Genomic DNA, 17,605 nt, shown 5'->3' with positions numbered 1-17,605 from the left:
TAAAGTATATCACCCTAAAATTACACTAAAGAAAAACAATTTGAATCCGGTTACGGACAAAGATTTAGACCTGAACCCAAAAAAAATATTTTACTCTTTTACCAGCATTCGTGCTGTGAGCCTGCTGTGTTGTTCCAGGTAAATGTCTTTTTCTTTAACCATCCAGTCGAGCACCTCTTCGGTGTAGTGCCTGATTGTTATTAGGGTAAGCCCGGTGTTGTATCGAATTGTATAGTAGGGAGAAAGTTCGTCCATGAGCCAGTCCCAGTCGGCATCTTTTGCGTCGAGTACCAGGTTGAGGTCGATGGCCGACTGCTGCATTAATGTGACTTTAACTCTGTTTTCGGCCAGAAAATTTACCACGCGTTCGATGTCTTCGATGCTGATGAATGAAAAATCTTTGGGCGACAACGTGATCAAGACCAGGTTTTCGCGGAAAATAAAAATTGGAGGGAGCAGAATTTTATGGTCAATCTCGTGAATAACCGTTCCTGAATTGTCGGGAGCCAGAAATGATTTTACGTACAATGGAATCTGCTTGTTGTGCAGAGGTTTCATGGTTTTCGGATGGATAATTTTCGCACCCGAGTGGGTCATTTCCACTGCTTCGCGATAGGAGAGCAAATCAATTTTTGTTGTCCCTTCCATCTTTTTTGGGTCGGCACTTAAAACTCCCGGAACATCTTTCCAGAAAGAAACGCTTTCGGCATTTAGCACATTCCCGATAATGGCGGCAGTAAAGTCCGAACCTTCCCGCCCGAGAGTTGTGGTTAAGTTGGCCGGTGTAGATCCGATAAAACCTTGTGTGATATATAAATTGTGGCCGTTAAATTTGAATGTCTCTTTGCAAAATTCTTCGGTTAGTACCCAGTCGATGGTTGCGTCGCGGTACATGTCGTCGGTGCGTATTACGGTACGTGCATCAACCCAGCGGTTGGTTTTGCCCTCCTTGTTCAAAAATTCGCTTACAATACACGTTGACGTCAGCTCACCGAAAGAAACAATCTGGTCGTATTCGAAATTAAAGTCCAGCGAAGGTTTCTTGTCCAGTTTCTCCAGCAATTCATCAAACTGTTCTGATACAATTGGAGGAATATTTCCTGCACCGAAAAGGTCGTTGCAAATATCGGTATGGTAGTTTTTGAACTGACTAAAAATGTCTTGTATATTATCTTTCCTTTCAAAATAAGCTTTAGCCAGCGTTTCCAGCAAATCGGTGGTTTTCCCCATGGCAGAAATAACCACAACCAGATCTTCGTTGTACCCTGAAATAATTTTGGCCAGATTACGAACCGCAGCGGGGTCTTTAACCGAAGCACCACCAAACTTGAAAACTTTCATTCTATTAAATTTTAACTGCAGCAAAATAAAAAAATATTACTGAACCTTTTAAGAGCAATAACCAGATTCTGGTGATCTGGTAAAAAAATAGTAAATTGGAGGATCTTCAAAGCAAATAACTATGAATATTTCATCTGCAGTAAAATTGAATAACGGCGTGGAAATGCCCTGGCTCGGATTAGGCGTTTTTAGGGCTGAAGACGGGAAAGAAGTAGAAAATGCGGTTATTACCGCACTCCAAAACGGATACCGCAGTATTGACACAGCAGCAGTTTACCAAAACGAAAAGGGTGTTGGCGAAGGGATAAAAAATAGTGGTGTCCCCCGCGATAAAATTTTTCTGACCTCAAAAGTGTGGAACAGCGACCAGGGATACAAAACCACGTTGAAAGCCTTTGAGGAAAGTCTTAACCGGCTGCAAACAGATTATCTGGATTTGTACCTGATTCACTGGCCAAAGGGAAAGCTTTCGGTTGAAACGTGGAAAGCCATGGAAGAACTTTACGGGAAAGGTGCAATACGAGCCATTGGCGTAAGCAACTTTTTGGTGCACCACCTGAAGGAATTTTTACCCGAGTGCAATTTGGTGCCGGCCGTAAACCAGGTGGAATTTCATCCCGGGCTTATTCAGCCTGAGTTGTTGGATTACTGCCAGACAAAAGGAATTCAGACCGAAGCCTGGAGCCCGATAATGAAAGGGAAAGTAAACGATATTCCTGTATTGCAGGCGCTGGCAGTAAAATACGGGAAAACGCCGGTTCAGGTTGTGCTTCGCTGGGATATTCAAAAAGGAGTGGTGGCGATACCAAAATCGGTTAACCCCGAACGAATTGTCTCGAATGCCGACATTTTCGATTTTGAATTAACCGATGAAGACATGGCTAAAATCGACAGGTTGGATAATAATAAGAGGATTGGCCCTCATCCCGACCATATCAATTTTTAACATAGTAACTTATTTTACCAGAAAGCTTTCGTTTTTGTGAATGCGCCGGGCCCAGTAAACAAAAGGCGTGTCGGCAGCAGCAACAATCCATTTCAGAAAATAGGTGGTGATAAAAATTTCGAAAAGCACTTCTGTTTCAAAAACGCCGTAAAAGGCAATCAATACAAAAACAGAACTGTCGATTAGCTGCGAAACCATTGTGCTGAGGTTGTTGCGCAGCCACAACTGGTTTTCTTTGTAAAACCGTTTTTTCCAAAAATGGAAAGCCCACACGTCGTGCCGTTGCGAAAGCATGTAGGCTGCCAGGCTGGCCAAGGCAATTCGCGGCATCAACTTAAAGATCGTGCTCAGTGCATCGTGGCTGACCGTTGAAAAATCATCACCTTCCAACGGATGAAAAAACAATGCAAGGTTCATTAGCAGCGTCATGGAAATAAGGCTGAAAAAGCCAATCCAGACCGCTTTTTTTGCCTCTTGCTTTCCGTAGTTTTCCGAAAGAATATCAGTTACCAAAAATGAAGTAGCGTACACAATATTGCCCAGAGTTGCCGCCAGTCCAAACAGTTGTACCGTTTGCACAACCTGAATGTTGGCCACAATTACCGAAACGGGAATCCACATAATAAGGCCCCATTTGCCAAATAGTCTGTACGCCAGAATAATGAAAAGGAAGTTTGCCAGCAACATGGCCAGCCATAATAATTCGTTTTGCATTTTTTTAATTTTAGCCGCAGGGTGATGGAACCTGCGGGAATTCAACATTTGTTTCAGGCAGCAAAAGTAGGAATTTATCTGCGATTTTTAAATTCCTGTTCGGATGTGGAAAGCTGCCTGTGTAATTCGCGGACTATTACGCTAGTCCAAATTTACGTCTCGTTTAATGTAGTGCTCGTAATCTTTTAATATCGGCTGGTAGTTTTCGTGAAACAGCGAGCTCGAAACCAGAAAGTCTGCGGTAGAGCGGTTCGAAGCTGTTGGAATATTGTACAAAACAGTTATTCGCAACAACGCTTTCACGTCAACATCGTGCGGTTGTGGCTGCATCGGGTCCCAGAAAAAGATCAGAATATCTACTGCGCCTTCAACAATCAGGGCGCCCAGCTGCTGATCTCCTCCCAGCGGGCCAGACTTCAGCCGGGATACCGTTGGCGGAACCACGCTTTCTTCCAGGCATTTGACAGCCAGAGCGTCTTCTACCAGTTTCCCTGTGGTGCCGGTGCAAATCAGGTTGTGCTGTATCAGCTCTTTCCAGTTAAATTCAGCCCATTCAATAATATCTTTTTTCCGGTTGTCGTGTGCAACAATGGCTATGTTTTTCTTTTTTTTCATCGTCGGGTGTTTTTAATTGTTTTTGAAAATAATTTATGCGCAATGGCATTTTTCAATTTAAACTTGCCGCAACAGTCTGGTTTTGTTTATTGATGACTTTGGTGCGGCTCGTTTCATGGCTTTTAAAATAGTTCTATTTCTCTAATTTATAGCGAAATAATAATTGTTTTCAAAGACAAAGATATTCTAATTCCCATGTCGGGAATGGCGGGGTCAACACAACGGAACCGGGTTTATTGATTATTTAACCTACTTTCATCCCAACAGAATGTTGTTTTCTGAAAACAAGTAAGTTAAGGGGCTGTTTAAAGCAACCCCTTTATTTCGTCAATAATTCTTAACGCAAGCTGGTTGGCAGCTTCCGGAGATTTGGCCTCTGAGTAAATCCGAATAATGGGTTCGGTATTGGATTTTCGTAGATGAACCCATGAATCGGCGAAGTCAATTTTTACACCGTCAATATCATTAACCTGCTCATTGGCATACTTTTCTTTCATTTGGAGAAGAAGCCCGTCTACGTTAATTTCGGGAGTAAGCTGAATTTTATTTTTCGACATGAAATAGTCGGGATAAGTTTTCCTCAGCTCCGAACATTTTTTTCCGCTTTTTGCCAGAAAGGTAAGGAACAGTGCGGTACCAACAAGTGCATCCCGTCCGTAATGGCTGGCCGGATAGATGACTCCTCCGTTTCCTTCGCCGCCAATTACAGCGTTGGTCTCTTTCATTTTTGCAACTACGTTTACTTCGCCAACTGCAGCAGCGTTGTATTTCTGCCCGTGTTTTTCCGTTACATCGCGCAGCACCCTGCTCGAAGAAAGGTTGGATACTGTGTTGCCGGGTGTTTGTCCCAGAACATAATCACTAACCGCAGCCAAGGTGTATTCTTCGCTGAACATGCTGCCGTCTTCGTTAATAAACACCAGCCGATCTACGTCGGGGTCTACCACAAAGCCAACATCTACATTGTTCTTTTTTATGATTTCCGAAGTTTCCACCAGATTTTCGGGCAACGGTTCGGGAGTATGTGCAAAGTGGCCGGTGGGTTCGCAGTTAATTTCAATAATATTTTTAACACCCAGTGCGTTCAGCAGTTTGGGCATGGCAATTCCTCCAACTGAGTTAACGGCATCTATGGCAACCGAAAAGCCGGCTGCTTCGATGGCGGCTTTGTCTACCAGTTTCAGGTCAAGCACTTTCTGAATGTGAATAGCTGTGTAATCTTTTTTCACAACTGTTCCAAGGTCGTCTACCTCGGCAAAAGTGAAGTTTCCTGATTCTGCCAAATCGAGCACCAAAGCGCCTTCCTGGGCATTTAAAAATTCTCCTTTTGAGTTAAGCAACTTCAGGGCATTCCATTGTTTGGGGTTGTGGCTCGCTGTTAAAATCAATCCGCCGTCGGCATTTTCTTCTGTTACCGCTATTTCGGTGGTAGGAGTGGTTGCCAACCCGATATTTGTTACGTCGCAACCCATGCCAACCAATGTGGCAATAACCAGTGAGCTTACCATTTCTCCCGAAATACGGGCGTCGCGGCCAACCACTATTTTGAGTTTATCATTTGCTGAGTTCTGTTTTGCCCAGGCGGCATACCCGGCTGTAAATTTAACTACATCGATCGGGCTGAGGCCTTCGCCCGGTTTTCCGCCAATTGTTCCACGAATTCCTGAGATAGACTTTATGAGTGCCATTGTTTTATGATTGAATATGAATTGACAAAAGTAATAACCGATTGGGAGAGTAGGGTCTATTTTGGTGTTAATTATCGATTTCGTTTAGTTCCCGTAACGTTTGCCTGAGTTTTGCAATGTATTTTCCGTACAGTTTACGAAAACCCCAACGCCAAAGCAGGTAAATGCTTCCTACCGTAAAAATTAATACCCCCAATGCAAAAATCCATTTGTAAAGTGGCACTTGCGAAATATCTATATTCTGGTTTTCAATGCCGTAACTCATTCCGGAAATAAATTGCAGAACCATTGCAAAAGAAAGTGTTATAAGCGCCATGTAAAACAACTTCTGATAAATCTGCATGGCACTGATAATTTTTTCCAGGGTTTCTTTCATGTTCCCCGAAATGTCGTGCCGCTTTTTTATTTTAAAGTATTGTACCATAAAATAGATGAAAGTTGCAAAAATAAGCACGTTGCTAAAAGCGCTCAGAAAAGTCAGCCAAACAGGTATTTCAATATTAACGCTCATCTCTTTTATAAGCATGGGAGTGAGCACAAAGTCGTCGAGAAGAAACAATGCAATCAGAACAAACAACAAAACAAAACCAATGCGAACGTTTCGCTCAATGCGGTCGAGCAGGTTCCTCGTTCTGTGGCGCAACATCTCCCTCAGTTGGGTTTCGTCCAACTCTTTGCGGGGCGACAATTGTTCCCAGGTTTTTTTCAATTCATTAAGTTCCATATCGTTTATTCCTCCTTATCCATCAAAATTTTAAGTTTCTTTTTGATTCGGTTCATTTTTACCCGCACATAGTTTTGGGTGATGCCGGTTATTTCTGCAATTTCTTCGTACTTTTTGTTTTCGAGGAACAGCAGAATAATCGATTTTTCAATGCCTGTAAGTTGGGCAACAGCACGATGCAACATTTTTATGCTTTCTTCGGTTTCTGCCTCGTGGTTTTCGTCGGCTACCTGAAAGTTTTCGTAGGAAAGCCAATTCCTGTCGGGCCGCCGTTTGCTTTTTTTGAAAGTCGTAATGGCGGTATTTAATCCCACCCTGTACATCCAGGTTGTTACCTTCGATTCGTTTCTGAATGTTGGAAAAGACTTCCACAACTGGGCAACAATCTCCTGAAAAAGATCATGCCGATCTTCTTCTGCATCACAATACATATTGCAGACCTTGTGAATGATGCCCTGGTTTTCTCCAATTATGTGTAAAAATTTCTTTTCCAAAATCGGGTTATTGGTCAAACAGTCGGCGCATTTATTACATCCCGCGAAGTTATTTCTTTGTTTGCATTTTACAGATTGTTGCGCTTCAGTAAATTGCTGGCAGAATATTTTTTTACAACCTTTGCACCGTCATTCCGCCATCCACCATAACAACCTGGCCGGTAGAATAAGGCAGCATTCCGGTTGCCATTGCGGCAGCAACTTTTCCAACGTCTCCGGGCATTCCCCAGCGTTTTTGAATACTCAGCCCCTGGTCGAAAAGCTGGTTGTATTTTTCGGTTACTCCGGAAGTCATGTCTGTTGCTATTACTCCCGGCTGAATCTCGTAAACCGGGATGTCAAATTCGCCCAGCCGGGCGGCCCACAGCTTGGTAGCCATTGCAATTCCTGCTTTGGAAATGCAATATTCTCCCCTGTTAACAGAAGCAACAGTTGCCGAAATTGAAGAAACATTTATGATGCAGCATTCAAAATCGGGATTTTCTTTTTTGATGCCGGCCATCTGATTTGCAAATAATTGCGTTAAAAAGTATGGTCCCCTGAGATTGATTCCCAGTACTTCGTCAAAAATTTCTTCCGAAGCCTCAAGAATGTCTTTTCGTTCGCGGGGCGCAACCCCGGCATTATTTACCAGTACGTTTAATGCTCCAAACTTATTTGTGACCGTCTGAAACACTTTTTGCCGATCCTCTTTTTGGGAGATGTCTCCCTGCACGTAAATAACTTTGGTCCCAAAACGGGAAAGCTCGTCCAGTACGCTTTGAACCGAGTTTTCTGGCCTCACTCCGTTAATAACCAGGTTGAATCCTTCGTTCGCCAACTCGTTGGCTATTCCCAGTCCTATTCCGCGCGAACCCCCGGTGACAAGTGCTGTTTTTCTCATATCTTTTTAATGCTTGCTTTTATTTGCTTCTGCTATCTGATTTTAGTGTGTTAAATTTCGGGTACTTCCACCCATGCTTTTTTTGCCCAGCTTTCCAGTCCTTTTTCTGCCAGTTGAACGCCTTTTGCTCCTTCGAGCAGGTTCCACGGAAAAGGATCATTTTTTACCACGTGCTTCAGAAAAAGTTCCCATTGTGCTTTAAAAGCATTATCGTAATTCTCTTGTTCAGGTACTCTGTTCCAGCCTTCGTAAAAATCGATGGGTTGTTTGATGTCCGGATTCCATACCGGCTTTGGCGTATTTCCGTAGTGTTGTGTCCAGCATTCCCGCAAGCCGGCCACCGCTGACCCTTTTGTTCCGTCTACCTGCAGCGTGAGCAAATCATCGCGGCGCACGCGGGTTACCCACGAAGAGTTAAAATGGGCAATAACTCCGCCTTCCAGCCCAAACGTAGCATAAGCTGCATCGTCGGCAGTGCAAACGTAGGGTTGTCCCTGTTCATCCACCCGTTCGGGAATGTGGGTGGCGCCCATGCAAAACAGTCCTTTTACGTTTCCAAAAAGATTGTCGAGGACATACCGCCAGTGGCAAAGCATATCTACAATAATTCCGCCGTCGTCTTCTTTTCGGTAGTTCCAACTGGGGCGTTGCGCCGGAATCGAATGCCCCTCAAAAACCCAATATCCAAACTCGCCGCGCACGGAAAGAATTTTTCCGAAGAATCCGTTTTCCATCAGGCGTTTTAGTTTGATTAGTCCCGGCAGCCATAGTTTATCCTGAACAACGCCGTGTTTCACCCCGGCTTGTTCGCAAATATGGTACAGGTCCAGTGCGGTTTTGGTGTCGATTGCTACCGGTTTTTCACAATAAATATGTTTTCCGGCCCGGGCTGCCTTTTTTACTGCATCGGCCCGGCGGCCTGTTGTTTGTGCATCAAAATAAATGGAGTAGTACGGATCATTCAGAACAGAATCCAAATCGGTTGTCCATTTTTCAACCCCCGACATTTCTGCCAGTTTTTTTAGCTTGATTTCGTTTCTGCCAACCAGTACCGGATCTGGTAAAATGAACTCGGACGGACTGACTTGCACGCCGCCCTGCTTTATTATTTCTACAATCGACCGCATCAGGTGTTGGTTGGTTCCCATACGGCCGGTTACGCCGTTCATAATAATCCCTACTTTGTGAATCATGCTATGAATTTTTCAGTTGTTTTTGCTTTTCTTATTCTTTTGTCTTCAGCCAACCTGCATCGTTTGCTTTCGGCTTTAGGTGTGGTTTAAGTATGCATTTTTAATTTTTTCAAGATACGCCTTTTGGTCCATTGCCCAGTATTTATCCGAAAAGATTTCCACTTCGTTGTATCCTGAAAATCCGGTCTCTTCCACCCAGCTTCTTATTTGGGGAACATTAATGCACCCGTCGCCCATTAACCCGCGGTCGTTTAAAAAATCGGTAGTTGGCACGTTCCAGTCGCAAACATGAAAAGCAAACAGATTTTTATTTTTTCCGCATCTCTTGATTTCGCGTTGCAGGTTGTTGTCCCACCACAAATGGTAAACATCCACGGCTACTCCTACAAATTCAGAATTGATTTCCTCTGCCATCTGGTTGGCCTGCTCCAGCGAATTAATGGCAGAACGGTCGCCGGCGTACATGGGGTGCAGCGGCTCAATGGCCAGTTTTACGCCTGCGCTTTGTGCTTCGGGCAGAATCCGGATTATTCCTTCTTTTATTTGTTCCCTTGATTTTTCTAAAGACTGGCCGGGGTCTGCGCCGCAAACCAGCACCAGCATTTGGGCTTGCACCAAAAATGCGTCGCTAATTGCTTGCAGGTTGTCGTCAATGGCTGCCTGCCTTTTTTCTTTTTTTACCGATGGGAAAAACCCGGCACGAGCTACTGATACCACATTCATTCCCTGGTCGTTTAACATTGTCCGGATGCTGCTCGGGTCTTGCCCTTCCAAAACATTTCGCCAGATTGTAATTCCGTGAATGCCGGCTTCGCTGTAATGTTTTATACACTGGTTTAAATTCCAGGGTTTGGTGGTTAGCGTGTGTACACAAAGCTTTGATAAATCGGTTAATGCAGTTGCCATTAAAGTATTTTTATTTGCAATTTTTGTTGAAGAACAAAAAAGTTGTACGGTTTTTTCCGGGAAACGTTTGTCCCCCGATTGATTCGTTTTAACGATTTTGAAATTATTTATCCCCAAAAAGTGAGATATGGTTTGTTGTGAATTATGCGCTGCAAATACAGAGCCGCTTCCCGGGCATGGTAATCGCCCCACATGGATGATTCACCACAGGCAATTTTCTGTTTTGCCGGCACATGATCCCAGCCGTTTGGCTGGTGGTAAATGCTGTGAAGAATTAGTCCCTGATGCCGTGGATTAGTACTCATGTACGGATAGTCAAGCAGCGAATTCATCACAGTCAGCCCGGCCTGCCAGTATTTTGAGCCGGATTCCTGTTCTTCTTTTTCTTTTAGAAATTTTCCCAGTCGGAGCAATCCCTGTGCGCCAATTGCTGCCGCAGAACTGTCAATCGGTTCCCAATCGTTGTATGGATCTGCCGGCTTTTGCAGATAATCGCCCAGCCGGTGTAGGTTGGGTGCTCCGGTATCCCAATAGGGAATTCCGTCTGTAGGAGTATTTTCTATATAAAAATCGCAGGTTGCCCTTGCTGCTCTCAGCATCATTTCGGTTAACGGTTGTTCCCCTCCGAAAGGTTTCAGCTCCTCTGCCGTGAACTGTTGAAAGGCTTCCAGCTCTTCTGCAAAACCGAGCATTGCCCAAGCCAGGCCGCGAGTCCAGGTAGAAAAACCGGAGTATCCCTGTTGTGAATTGGGACACCTGAAGTTCCCGTCGTTTACATTGAAAATGCTTTCGTGGGCTGTTCTTCCCCAAACATCGTATTGGTCCCTTCCTTCGCCATAAAAAACAGAATATTTGGCTGTGGCAGAAATGTGTTGGATTGCCCGCTCCAAAAGTGAAATTTTTTTGTCGTTTTCGCCCTGCAAAACGTGACCCAGACGATGCGATGCAATCAGAATCCGGCACGACCGGAGCGTGTCCACAAACAGCGAGTGTGGTCCGTTAAAAGAGTAAATAAAACCGCCATCAGTTGTCTTTGTCCAGCGGCCTGCCTGCACCGCACCCGAAATTTTCAACGCCAGTTCATAAAAATTCTTTTCCCACTCGTTGAACGGGATTTTGCCTTCGTTCATCAGTCTCAGCAAATTTCCGTAAGTGCTCAGGTTATTGAACCCGTGGTCGTGAACGCCGGTGTGGGATAAGTGCGGAGCCATTTTTTCGAGAGTGGCTTTTTTCCCCGACTCTAAAAAATATTGATCTCCGGTGGCATCAAACTGTAAAATAGAAGAGCCAAACTGAAATCCCTGAGTCCATTCAGTCCACCCGCGCGTTGCGTATTTTCCTTCAACAGTAAAAACGGGAGAACCGTTTGATGCATCATAGTTTCTGTCGATACGTTTGATTTTTTCTGCCGAAAGCTCCCAGAACAGTTCCAGTTTTTTTTGCAAATCTTCCGGGCAAAGCTGAAAGTCGATTTGTAGCATTTTTATTGATTCTGAGTTTAGCACGTAAAATTAGCAGAATGGTTAAAAAAATGAGGGATTTTGAGCTAAATTTGCAGGATGTCAAATTTTCTTTGCACTTTACCGCATGCCAAAAACAAAAACTTACGAGGAAATTAACCAGAAACTCCGGCAGGGGAAAGCTGTTGTGCTTACTGCTGAAGAGGTAACCCAAATGGCTCAACACGCCAGTCCGGCCGAAATTGTCGAAAAAGTTGATGTAGTAACCACCGCTACTTTTGGAGCGATGTGCTCTTCCGGGGCAATAATAAATTTTGGCCATACCAACCCGCCCATCCGAATGGAAAAAATCAGGCTCAACGGAGTGCCCTGCTACGAGGGGCTTGCTGCCGTTGACAGTTATATTGGCGCTACTGCCTGCGATCCCGAAAACCCATCGTACGGAGGGGCGCATGTTATTCAGGATTTGCTGGAAGGGAAAGATGTGCTGCTGGAAGCCTGGGGAAAAGGAACCGACTGCTATCCGCGAAAATATATCCGGACGAAAATCAATATTAAAACCATCAACGAGTTTACTCTTTTCAATCCGAGAAACGCGTACCAGAATTACAACGTGGCGGTGAACACCACTAAAAAGATGATTCACACCTACATGGGGACGTTGCTTCCGAATATGCGGAATGCCACCTATTCCACATCAGGAGAACTCAGCCCGTTGCTGAATGACCCCGACTTGCGAACCATCGGAATTGGTACCCGCATTTTTCTTGGCGGAGCACAGGGGTTTGTGATTTGGAACGGGACTCAGTTTCATACCACCAAACCAAAAAATGAATATGGAGTTCCGGTTACCAACGCGGCCACCATTGCGGTTATCGGCAATCTGAAAGAGATGTCGCCGGAGTATTTGCAGGGCGTTTATTACGACAAATACGGAGTGAGCATGTTTATCGGAATTGGTATTCCTGTTCCCATTCTCGATGAGGATATGGCCCGCCGGGTTTCCATCGCAAACAGCCAGATTGAAACCTCGGTACTTGATTACGGAACCGTTGGGCAACCCAAACTCGGACAGGTTACGTACGAACAACTGCAATCGGGATCTATTAAAGTGAAGGGAAAGAAAATCAGGACAGCGCCGGTTTCGAGCCTCGCAAAAGCCCGAAAAATAGCAGATGAATTGAAAGCCTGGTTGCAAAACGGGAAATTTGAAATAACACAACCTGTACAAATGTTTCCGAAAAATACATCGTTGAACAGCTTAAAAGAAACGGAGGCAGACAATGATTAAAAAAAGATACGTGCTGAATTTTCCGCCCGACAGCGGAGACAAAGCGCTGAGTTACCATCTGGTCAGGGATTATGATTTGCGCATAAATATTTTGAAAGCAGAAGTTTATCCGGGAAAAAGAGGAAGCCTGCTGCTGGAACTGCAAGGGAAAAAAGAGAACATAGAAAAGGGCGTAGATTATCTTACTACCCACCAGGTAATTTGCGAGCCTCTGGATAAGCGGATTCATTTTCAACACGAAAAATGCATTGACTGCGGCAATTGCACTGCAGTTTGTTTTGCCGGCGCTCTTACCATGAACAGAGAAACATGGAAACTGCAATTTGATAAAGACAAGTGCGTGGTTTGCGAGCTTTGCATCCCCGCCTGTCCGTTGCACCTGTTCGAGATTGATTTCAGGTAGAAAAATTAAGATTGTCGGCCTCGAAACCGTTTTTTTGTTGAAAACAAGCAGATTGCTAATTGCGAAAAGCTGTTGTTAGTAACTGGCAAATCGCTTTTTCGTAATTCGTTTCGGACTGGTAATTTTGCAATTCAATAACACTGACATCATTTTAAAAAACACGAACGTAATTTGAAATACGAACAACGTTTTTATCGGAATAAATTTAATTCTCAGCGTTTCAGGGGATTTCAGGTGAGTCATCGGGAAACGGATCTTTGGATTGGCGTCGACCCGGATTCTTTCGAAAACGAAATGGAAGAAGTGGTTCGTCGGAAGATAGTTGAGTTAAGGCAAAAACTGGATGTTTATATTGAATCGGAACCGCAATTTGCAAAAAGCCTGATTCCTTATAATTCGGTAAATGCTGCGCCAGCCGAGGCAAAAGAGATGGCGCAGGCAGCTGCCAGAGCCGGTATCGGGCCAATGGGATCGGTGGCCGGGTTGTTTTCGCGCGAAGCAGGCCGGGCAATACTCGAAAACTTTTCGGTAAAAGAATTGGTTATAGAGAACGGTGGCGATATTTTTGCCCTGTTGAAAAAAGAACTCGTTCTTTCTGTGTTTGCTGGCAGTTCGCCGCTTTCCGAGAAAATCGGGATTGTAATTCCTGCCGGGATAGGAGAGGTCGGAATCTGCACTTCGGCAGGAACAGTCGGCCCTTCCTTTAGCTTTGGAAAAGCCGATGCCGTTGCGGTAATTTGCCGCGATGTGTTGCTGGCAGATGCGCTGGCAACAGCGCTGGGTAACGAAGTAAAGTCGCCGGAAGATGTGGAAAAGGTAATCGGGCGGGCAGAAGAGTTTCCCGAAATCCTGTCGTTGCTGATTATTTGTAAAGACAAAGTCGGTATAACGGGCGGGTTTGAAATTAAATTGTTAAAGTAGTTTGCCGCAGAGGTGCGAAGAAAAATAAAATTTCAGCACCTGATTTGTGCGGGTTAAGAAGAAAATATGCATAATAAAAAAGACATTCGGACTGAACTGAAATCCCGCGTGCTGGTGCTCGACGGGGCAATGGGGTCCCTGATTCAGGAGTACAAACTTACGGAAGAAGATTACCGGGGTAGCCTCCTGAAAGATTCAACATACGACCAAAAAGGAAACAACGATATTCTTTCGCTTACTTATCCTGAGATTATTTCCAAAATTCATAATGAATATCTGGAGGCCGGTGCTGACATAATACTCACCAACACGTTCAATGCTAACCGTATTTCCCAGGCCGATTACAATGCTCAGGAGCTGGTGTATAAAATGAACAGAGCCTCGGCAGAAATTGCACGGGCGGCGGCCGACCGATTTACTGAAATAAACCCGAAAAAACCAAGGTATGTGGCTGGAACACTTGGGCCAACTAACAAAACATTATCGCTTTCGCCAGATGTAAATGACCCTGGTTACCGGGCGGTTTCGTTTGACGAAATACGAACTGCATACCGCGAACAGGCAGAGGCGCTGATTGATGGCGGTGTAGATTTGCTTCTTATTGAAACCATTTTTGATACGCTAAACGCCAAGGCGGCTATTTTTGCCATTGAAGAGGCTCTGGACGAAAAGAAACTGCGGTTGCCGCTGATGATTTCCGGAACCATTACCGACGCCAGCGGACGAACGCTTTCCGGGCAAACGCTGGAAGCTTTCCTGAATTCGGTATCTCATATCGATTTGCTGAGTATCGGGCTGAACTGCTCGCTGGGAGCTACCGATTTGCGGCCCTACGTGAAAGAGCTTTCGCAAAAAGCGCCGTTCAACATCAGCGCTCATCCCAATGCCGGGTTGCCCAATCAATTTGGCGGTTACGACGAAACACCGGAAATCATGTCCGGACACATAAAAGATTACCTGGATAACAGCTTTGTAAATATTATTGGCGGATGTTGCGGAACCACGCCTGCTCATATCAGGGAGTTTGCAAAACTGGCAGAACATGCCCGGCCGCATAAAACAAACCCCAGAGATGAAAATACGCACCTGAGCGGGCTCGAGCCGGTAACGCTTACTGCTGAAACGAACTTTGTAAATATTGGCGAACGGTGTAATGTTTCCGGATCGCGAAAGTTTGCACGCCTAATTCGCGAAAAAAAGTACGAGGAAGCGCTTTCCGTTGCCCGTAAACAGGTAGAAGACGGAGCGCAGGTTATCGATGTCAACCTGGACGATGCCATGCTTGATGCCGAAACGGAAATGGTAACATTTCTGAATCTGATGATGGCAGAACCCGATATTGCCAAACTCCCGGTGATGATTGATTCATCGAAATGGAATGTAATTAAGGCAGGCTTAAAATGTTTGCAGGGAAAAGCCATCGTAAATTCAATCAGTTTAAAAGAAGGCGAAGAAAAATTTATAGCTGAAGCTGAAACCATTAAACGTTTTGGGGCAGCGGTGGTTGTTATGGCGTTCGACGAAAAAGGGCAGGCCGATTCTTACGAGCGGCGCATAGAAATTTGCAAAAGGGCTTATAAAATTCTTACCGAAGAAGTAGAGATTCCACCTCAGGACATCATTTTCGATCCTAATGTGCTGACCATTGGAACAGGAATGGAAGAGCATAATAATTATGCGGTTGACTTTATTGAAACAGTGAAATGGATCAAGGAAAATCTGCCTCATGCCAAAACCAGCGGGGGAATCAGCAACGTCTCTTTCTCATTCCGCGGCAACAATTTGGTGCGTGAAGCCATGCACTCGGTTTTTCTTTTTTATGCCATCCGGGCCGGCCTCGATATGGGAATTGTAAATCCCGGGATGTTGCAGATTTACGATGAAATTCCGAAAGACCTGCTGGAGAAAACCGAAGATCTTATTTTGAACCGGAGACCCGATGCTACCGAGCGGTTGCTGGAGTTTGCAGAGCAGGTAATTCAGGAAGATAAAAAGGAAACCAGAAAAGACGTTTGGCGGGATCAGCCATTGGAAAAACGGCTGGAATACGCTTTGGTAAAGGGTATTCCCGATTTTGCAAACGAAGATATGGAAGAGGCGTTGAAAAAATACCAGCCGGCGCTGAGTATTATTGAAGGGCCGCTGATGGACGGCATGAACGTGGTAGGTGATTTGTTTGGCTCCGGGAAAATGTTTCTGCCGCAGGTTATTAAATCTGCCCGCGTAATGAAAAAGGCAGTCGCTTATCTTTTGCCGTTTATCGAGGCCGAAAAGGCTCAAATGAAAGGAGTAAGCCGCCAGAAAAAAGTGTTGATGGCCACAGTAAAAGGCGATGTGCACGACATCGGCAAAAACATTGTTGGAGTGGTGCTGGGCTGCAATAACTACGAAATTATTGACCTTGGCGTAATGGTGCCAACCGAAAAAATTCTGGACACTGCACTGCAGGAAAATGTTGATGTTATCGGGCTGAGCGGGTTAATCACTCCTTCTCTGGAAATTATGGTAGATATTGCCCGGGAAATGGAACGGCGAAAAATGAATATTCCGCTGATGATTGGTGGCGCCACCACTTCAAAAATCCATACTGCCGTAAAAATTGAGCCGGAATATTCGCATCCGGTTGTGCACGTGAAAGACGCATCGCTGGCCGTAAATGTTGTTGCAAACCTCATTGCAAAAAACGAAAAATATATTCAGTCTGTAAAAGACGACTACGAGCAAATCAGGCAATTTCAGGGGCAGCGAAAACCCAAAGAGTATTTGAGGCTGGAAGAAGCACGAGCCAATAAGCTGCAACTAGACTGGGATAATGCTCCGCTTTACACGCCCAATTTTATCGGGGTAAAACATTTACTGGACTATCCGTTGGAAGAGCTGCGGAAAAGCATCGACTGGACTTTCTTTTTTCTTACCTGGGGAATGCGAGGACATTATCCGCAAATACTTCAGGATGAAAAGCAGGGCGAAGCGGCCAAAAAACTTTATGAAGAGGCCAACGAACTGCTCGATGAAATTATCGAGAAAAAAATGCTTCGGGCCAATGCCGCATTTGGAATCTGGCCCGCCAATGCCGATGGCGACGATATTATCCTTTTTGAGGATGAATCGCGTAAAAAAGAAATCGGGCGTTTTTTCCACCTCCGGCAGCAGGAGAAAAAGAAAGGTGGAGCGCCAAATCTTTGCCTTTCTGATTTTGTGGCGCCTGTAAATTCCGGAAAGCGTGATTATGTGGGCGGATTTGCAACTACCGCCGGCATTGGAATTGAACCGTGGAAAGAAAAATTCCGCAAAGACCATAACGACTACAAAGCCATTATGTTGGAAGCCCTGGCTGACCGGTTGAGTGAAGCTTTTGCCGAGGTGCTGCACCTGAAAATCAGAAAAGAATACTGGGGCTACTCACCCGACGAACATCTTTCGCATGATGATTTGCTGAAAGCAAAATACCAGGGAATAAGGCCGGCGCTTGGTTACCCTGCCTGTCCTGAGCACTCGGAAAAGGAAAGCCTTTTTGAGTTTTTAAAAGCAGATGAAATTGGCATCAAATTAACCGAGCATTTTGCGATGTATCCCAACGCTTCTGTGTCGGGCCAGTATTTTGTTCATCCGGAGTCGCGCTATTTCAGTCTCGAAAAAGTGGGGCGCGATCAGGTGGCAGATTATGCACGCCGAAAAGGAAAACCGGAGGAGTACCTGGAAAAATTCCTTTCGTTTAATCTGAATTACAAGTAAGAGGCAACTCGTTTTTAATGCGCTAAGCGGTGTCAGGCCGTTCAGCGCATTAAAAAGCGTTTTCATTTCGGGCTCACAAAAATGGCCTTTCAATTTTTTTGGATTGAATAGCAAGTATTTTCATTAAAAACGATATTTGCCGTATTTCGTATGTTTGGTTTTAGACGAACTTACAAAATGTTGAAAATCGGGCGAATGGCTTTCGTGTGTCGGGAATTCTCTTTTGGTTGCTTTTGTACGGAATAATCGTAAAATTTTGCAATCCTATTGTTTCTGGATGTGCTGGCAAAT

Annotated in this window: 15 protein-coding genes; 5 read left to right on the top strand and 10 right to left on the bottom strand. The window is 44.8% G+C overall.

Annotated elements, in window-relative coordinates; all coding sequences use genetic code 11:
* Positions 1-90 precede the first annotated feature (90 nt).
* A complete protein-coding gene (locus tag BUB08_RS11545) occupies positions 91-1,341 on the bottom strand; it encodes an aspartate kinase (protein ID WP_073001924.1) in 1,251 nt (416 codons plus the stop codon).
* Between the two features lie 121 nt (positions 1,342-1,462).
* Between BUB08_RS11545 and BUB08_RS11540 the strand changes: the two genes are divergently transcribed.
* Positions 1,463-2,287 (top strand): aldo/keto reductase, encoded by an 825-nt coding sequence (locus BUB08_RS11540; protein WP_073001922.1) that lies wholly within the window; start codon positions 1,463-1,465, stop codon positions 2,285-2,287.
* Between the two features lie 9 nt (positions 2,288-2,296).
* On the opposite strand, the gene BUB08_RS11535 is transcribed toward BUB08_RS11540, so the two are convergent.
* The 9 genes from BUB08_RS11535 to BUB08_RS11495 form a co-directional block, all read right to left on the bottom strand.
* The gene (locus BUB08_RS11535) at positions 2,297-3,001 is read right to left on the bottom strand and encodes a queuosine precursor transporter (RefSeq protein ID WP_073002264.1); all 705 of its coding nucleotides are present in this window, start codon (positions 2,999-3,001) and stop codon (positions 2,297-2,299) included.
* A gap of 141 nt (positions 3,002-3,142) precedes the next feature.
* A complete protein-coding gene (locus tag BUB08_RS11530; protein WP_073001921.1) occupies positions 3,143-3,616 on the bottom strand; it encodes a methylglyoxal synthase in 474 nt (157 codons plus the stop codon).
* A gap of 305 nt (positions 3,617-3,921) precedes the next feature.
* Positions 3,922-5,304: a phosphoglucosamine mutase gene (gene glmM / locus BUB08_RS11525; RefSeq protein ID WP_073001919.1), complete on the bottom strand. Its 1,383-nt coding sequence runs from the start codon at positions 5,302-5,304 to the stop codon at positions 3,922-3,924.
* Positions 5,305-5,371: 67 nt separating this feature from the next.
* Positions 5,372-6,028 (bottom strand): hypothetical protein, encoded by a 657-nt coding sequence (locus BUB08_RS11520; protein ID WP_073001917.1) that lies wholly within the window; start codon positions 6,026-6,028, stop codon positions 5,372-5,374.
* Between the two features lie 5 nt (positions 6,029-6,033).
* Entirely contained in the window at positions 6,034-6,522 is a 489-nt protein-coding gene (locus BUB08_RS11515) for an RNA polymerase sigma factor (protein ID WP_073002263.1), read from the bottom strand.
* 112 nt (positions 6,523-6,634) lie between these two features.
* A complete protein-coding gene (locus BUB08_RS11510) occupies positions 6,635-7,405 on the bottom strand; it encodes a 3-ketoacyl-ACP reductase (RefSeq protein ID WP_073001916.1) in 771 nt (256 codons plus the stop codon).
* Between the two features lie 50 nt (positions 7,406-7,455).
* Positions 7,456-8,598, bottom strand: a complete 1,143-nt coding sequence (locus BUB08_RS11505) for a Gfo/Idh/MocA family protein (RefSeq protein ID WP_073001914.1) — start codon at positions 8,596-8,598, stop codon at positions 7,456-7,458.
* 75 nt (positions 8,599-8,673) lie between these two features.
* Positions 8,674-9,504: a sugar phosphate isomerase/epimerase family protein gene (locus BUB08_RS11500; RefSeq protein ID WP_073002262.1), complete on the bottom strand. Its 831-nt coding sequence runs from the start codon at positions 9,502-9,504 to the stop codon at positions 8,674-8,676.
* A 107-nt stretch (positions 9,505-9,611) separates the two neighbouring features.
* Positions 9,612-10,985 carry a glycoside hydrolase family 88 protein gene (locus tag BUB08_RS11495; RefSeq protein WP_073001912.1) on the bottom strand — a complete coding sequence of 458 codons (1,374 nt, stop codon included), beginning with the start codon at positions 10,983-10,985 and terminating at the stop codon, positions 9,612-9,614.
* 106 nt (positions 10,986-11,091) lie between these two features.
* Between BUB08_RS11495 and BUB08_RS11490 the strand changes: the two genes are divergently transcribed.
* The 4 genes from BUB08_RS11490 (at position 11,092) to metH (ending at position 17,314) form a co-directional block, all read left to right on the top strand.
* Positions 11,092-12,255: a homocysteine biosynthesis protein gene (locus tag BUB08_RS11490; RefSeq protein WP_073001910.1), complete on the top strand. Its 1,164-nt coding sequence runs from the start codon at positions 11,092-11,094 to the stop codon at positions 12,253-12,255.
* Positions 12,248-12,658, top strand: a complete 411-nt coding sequence (locus BUB08_RS11485; RefSeq protein ID WP_073001908.1) for an NIL domain-containing protein — start codon at positions 12,248-12,250, stop codon at positions 12,656-12,658. The genes BUB08_RS11490 and BUB08_RS11485 overlap by 8 nt, the downstream gene beginning before the upstream one ends.
* A gap of 171 nt (positions 12,659-12,829) precedes the next feature.
* Positions 12,830-13,579 carry a UPF0280 family protein gene (locus BUB08_RS11480; protein ID WP_073001906.1) on the top strand — a complete coding sequence of 250 codons (750 nt, stop codon included), beginning with the start codon at positions 12,830-12,832 and terminating at the stop codon, positions 13,577-13,579.
* A 66-nt stretch (positions 13,580-13,645) separates the two neighbouring features.
* A complete protein-coding gene (gene metH / locus BUB08_RS11475) occupies positions 13,646-17,314 on the top strand; it encodes a methionine synthase (protein ID WP_073001904.1) in 3,669 nt (1,222 codons plus the stop codon).
* Positions 17,315-17,605 lie beyond the last annotated feature (291 nt).

The organism is Mariniphaga anaerophila (assembly GCF_900129025.1).
GTDB lineage: Bacteria > Bacteroidota > Bacteroidia > Bacteroidales > Prolixibacteraceae > Mariniphaga > Mariniphaga anaerophila.
This window is presented reverse-complemented; position numbering and strand designations above follow the sequence as displayed.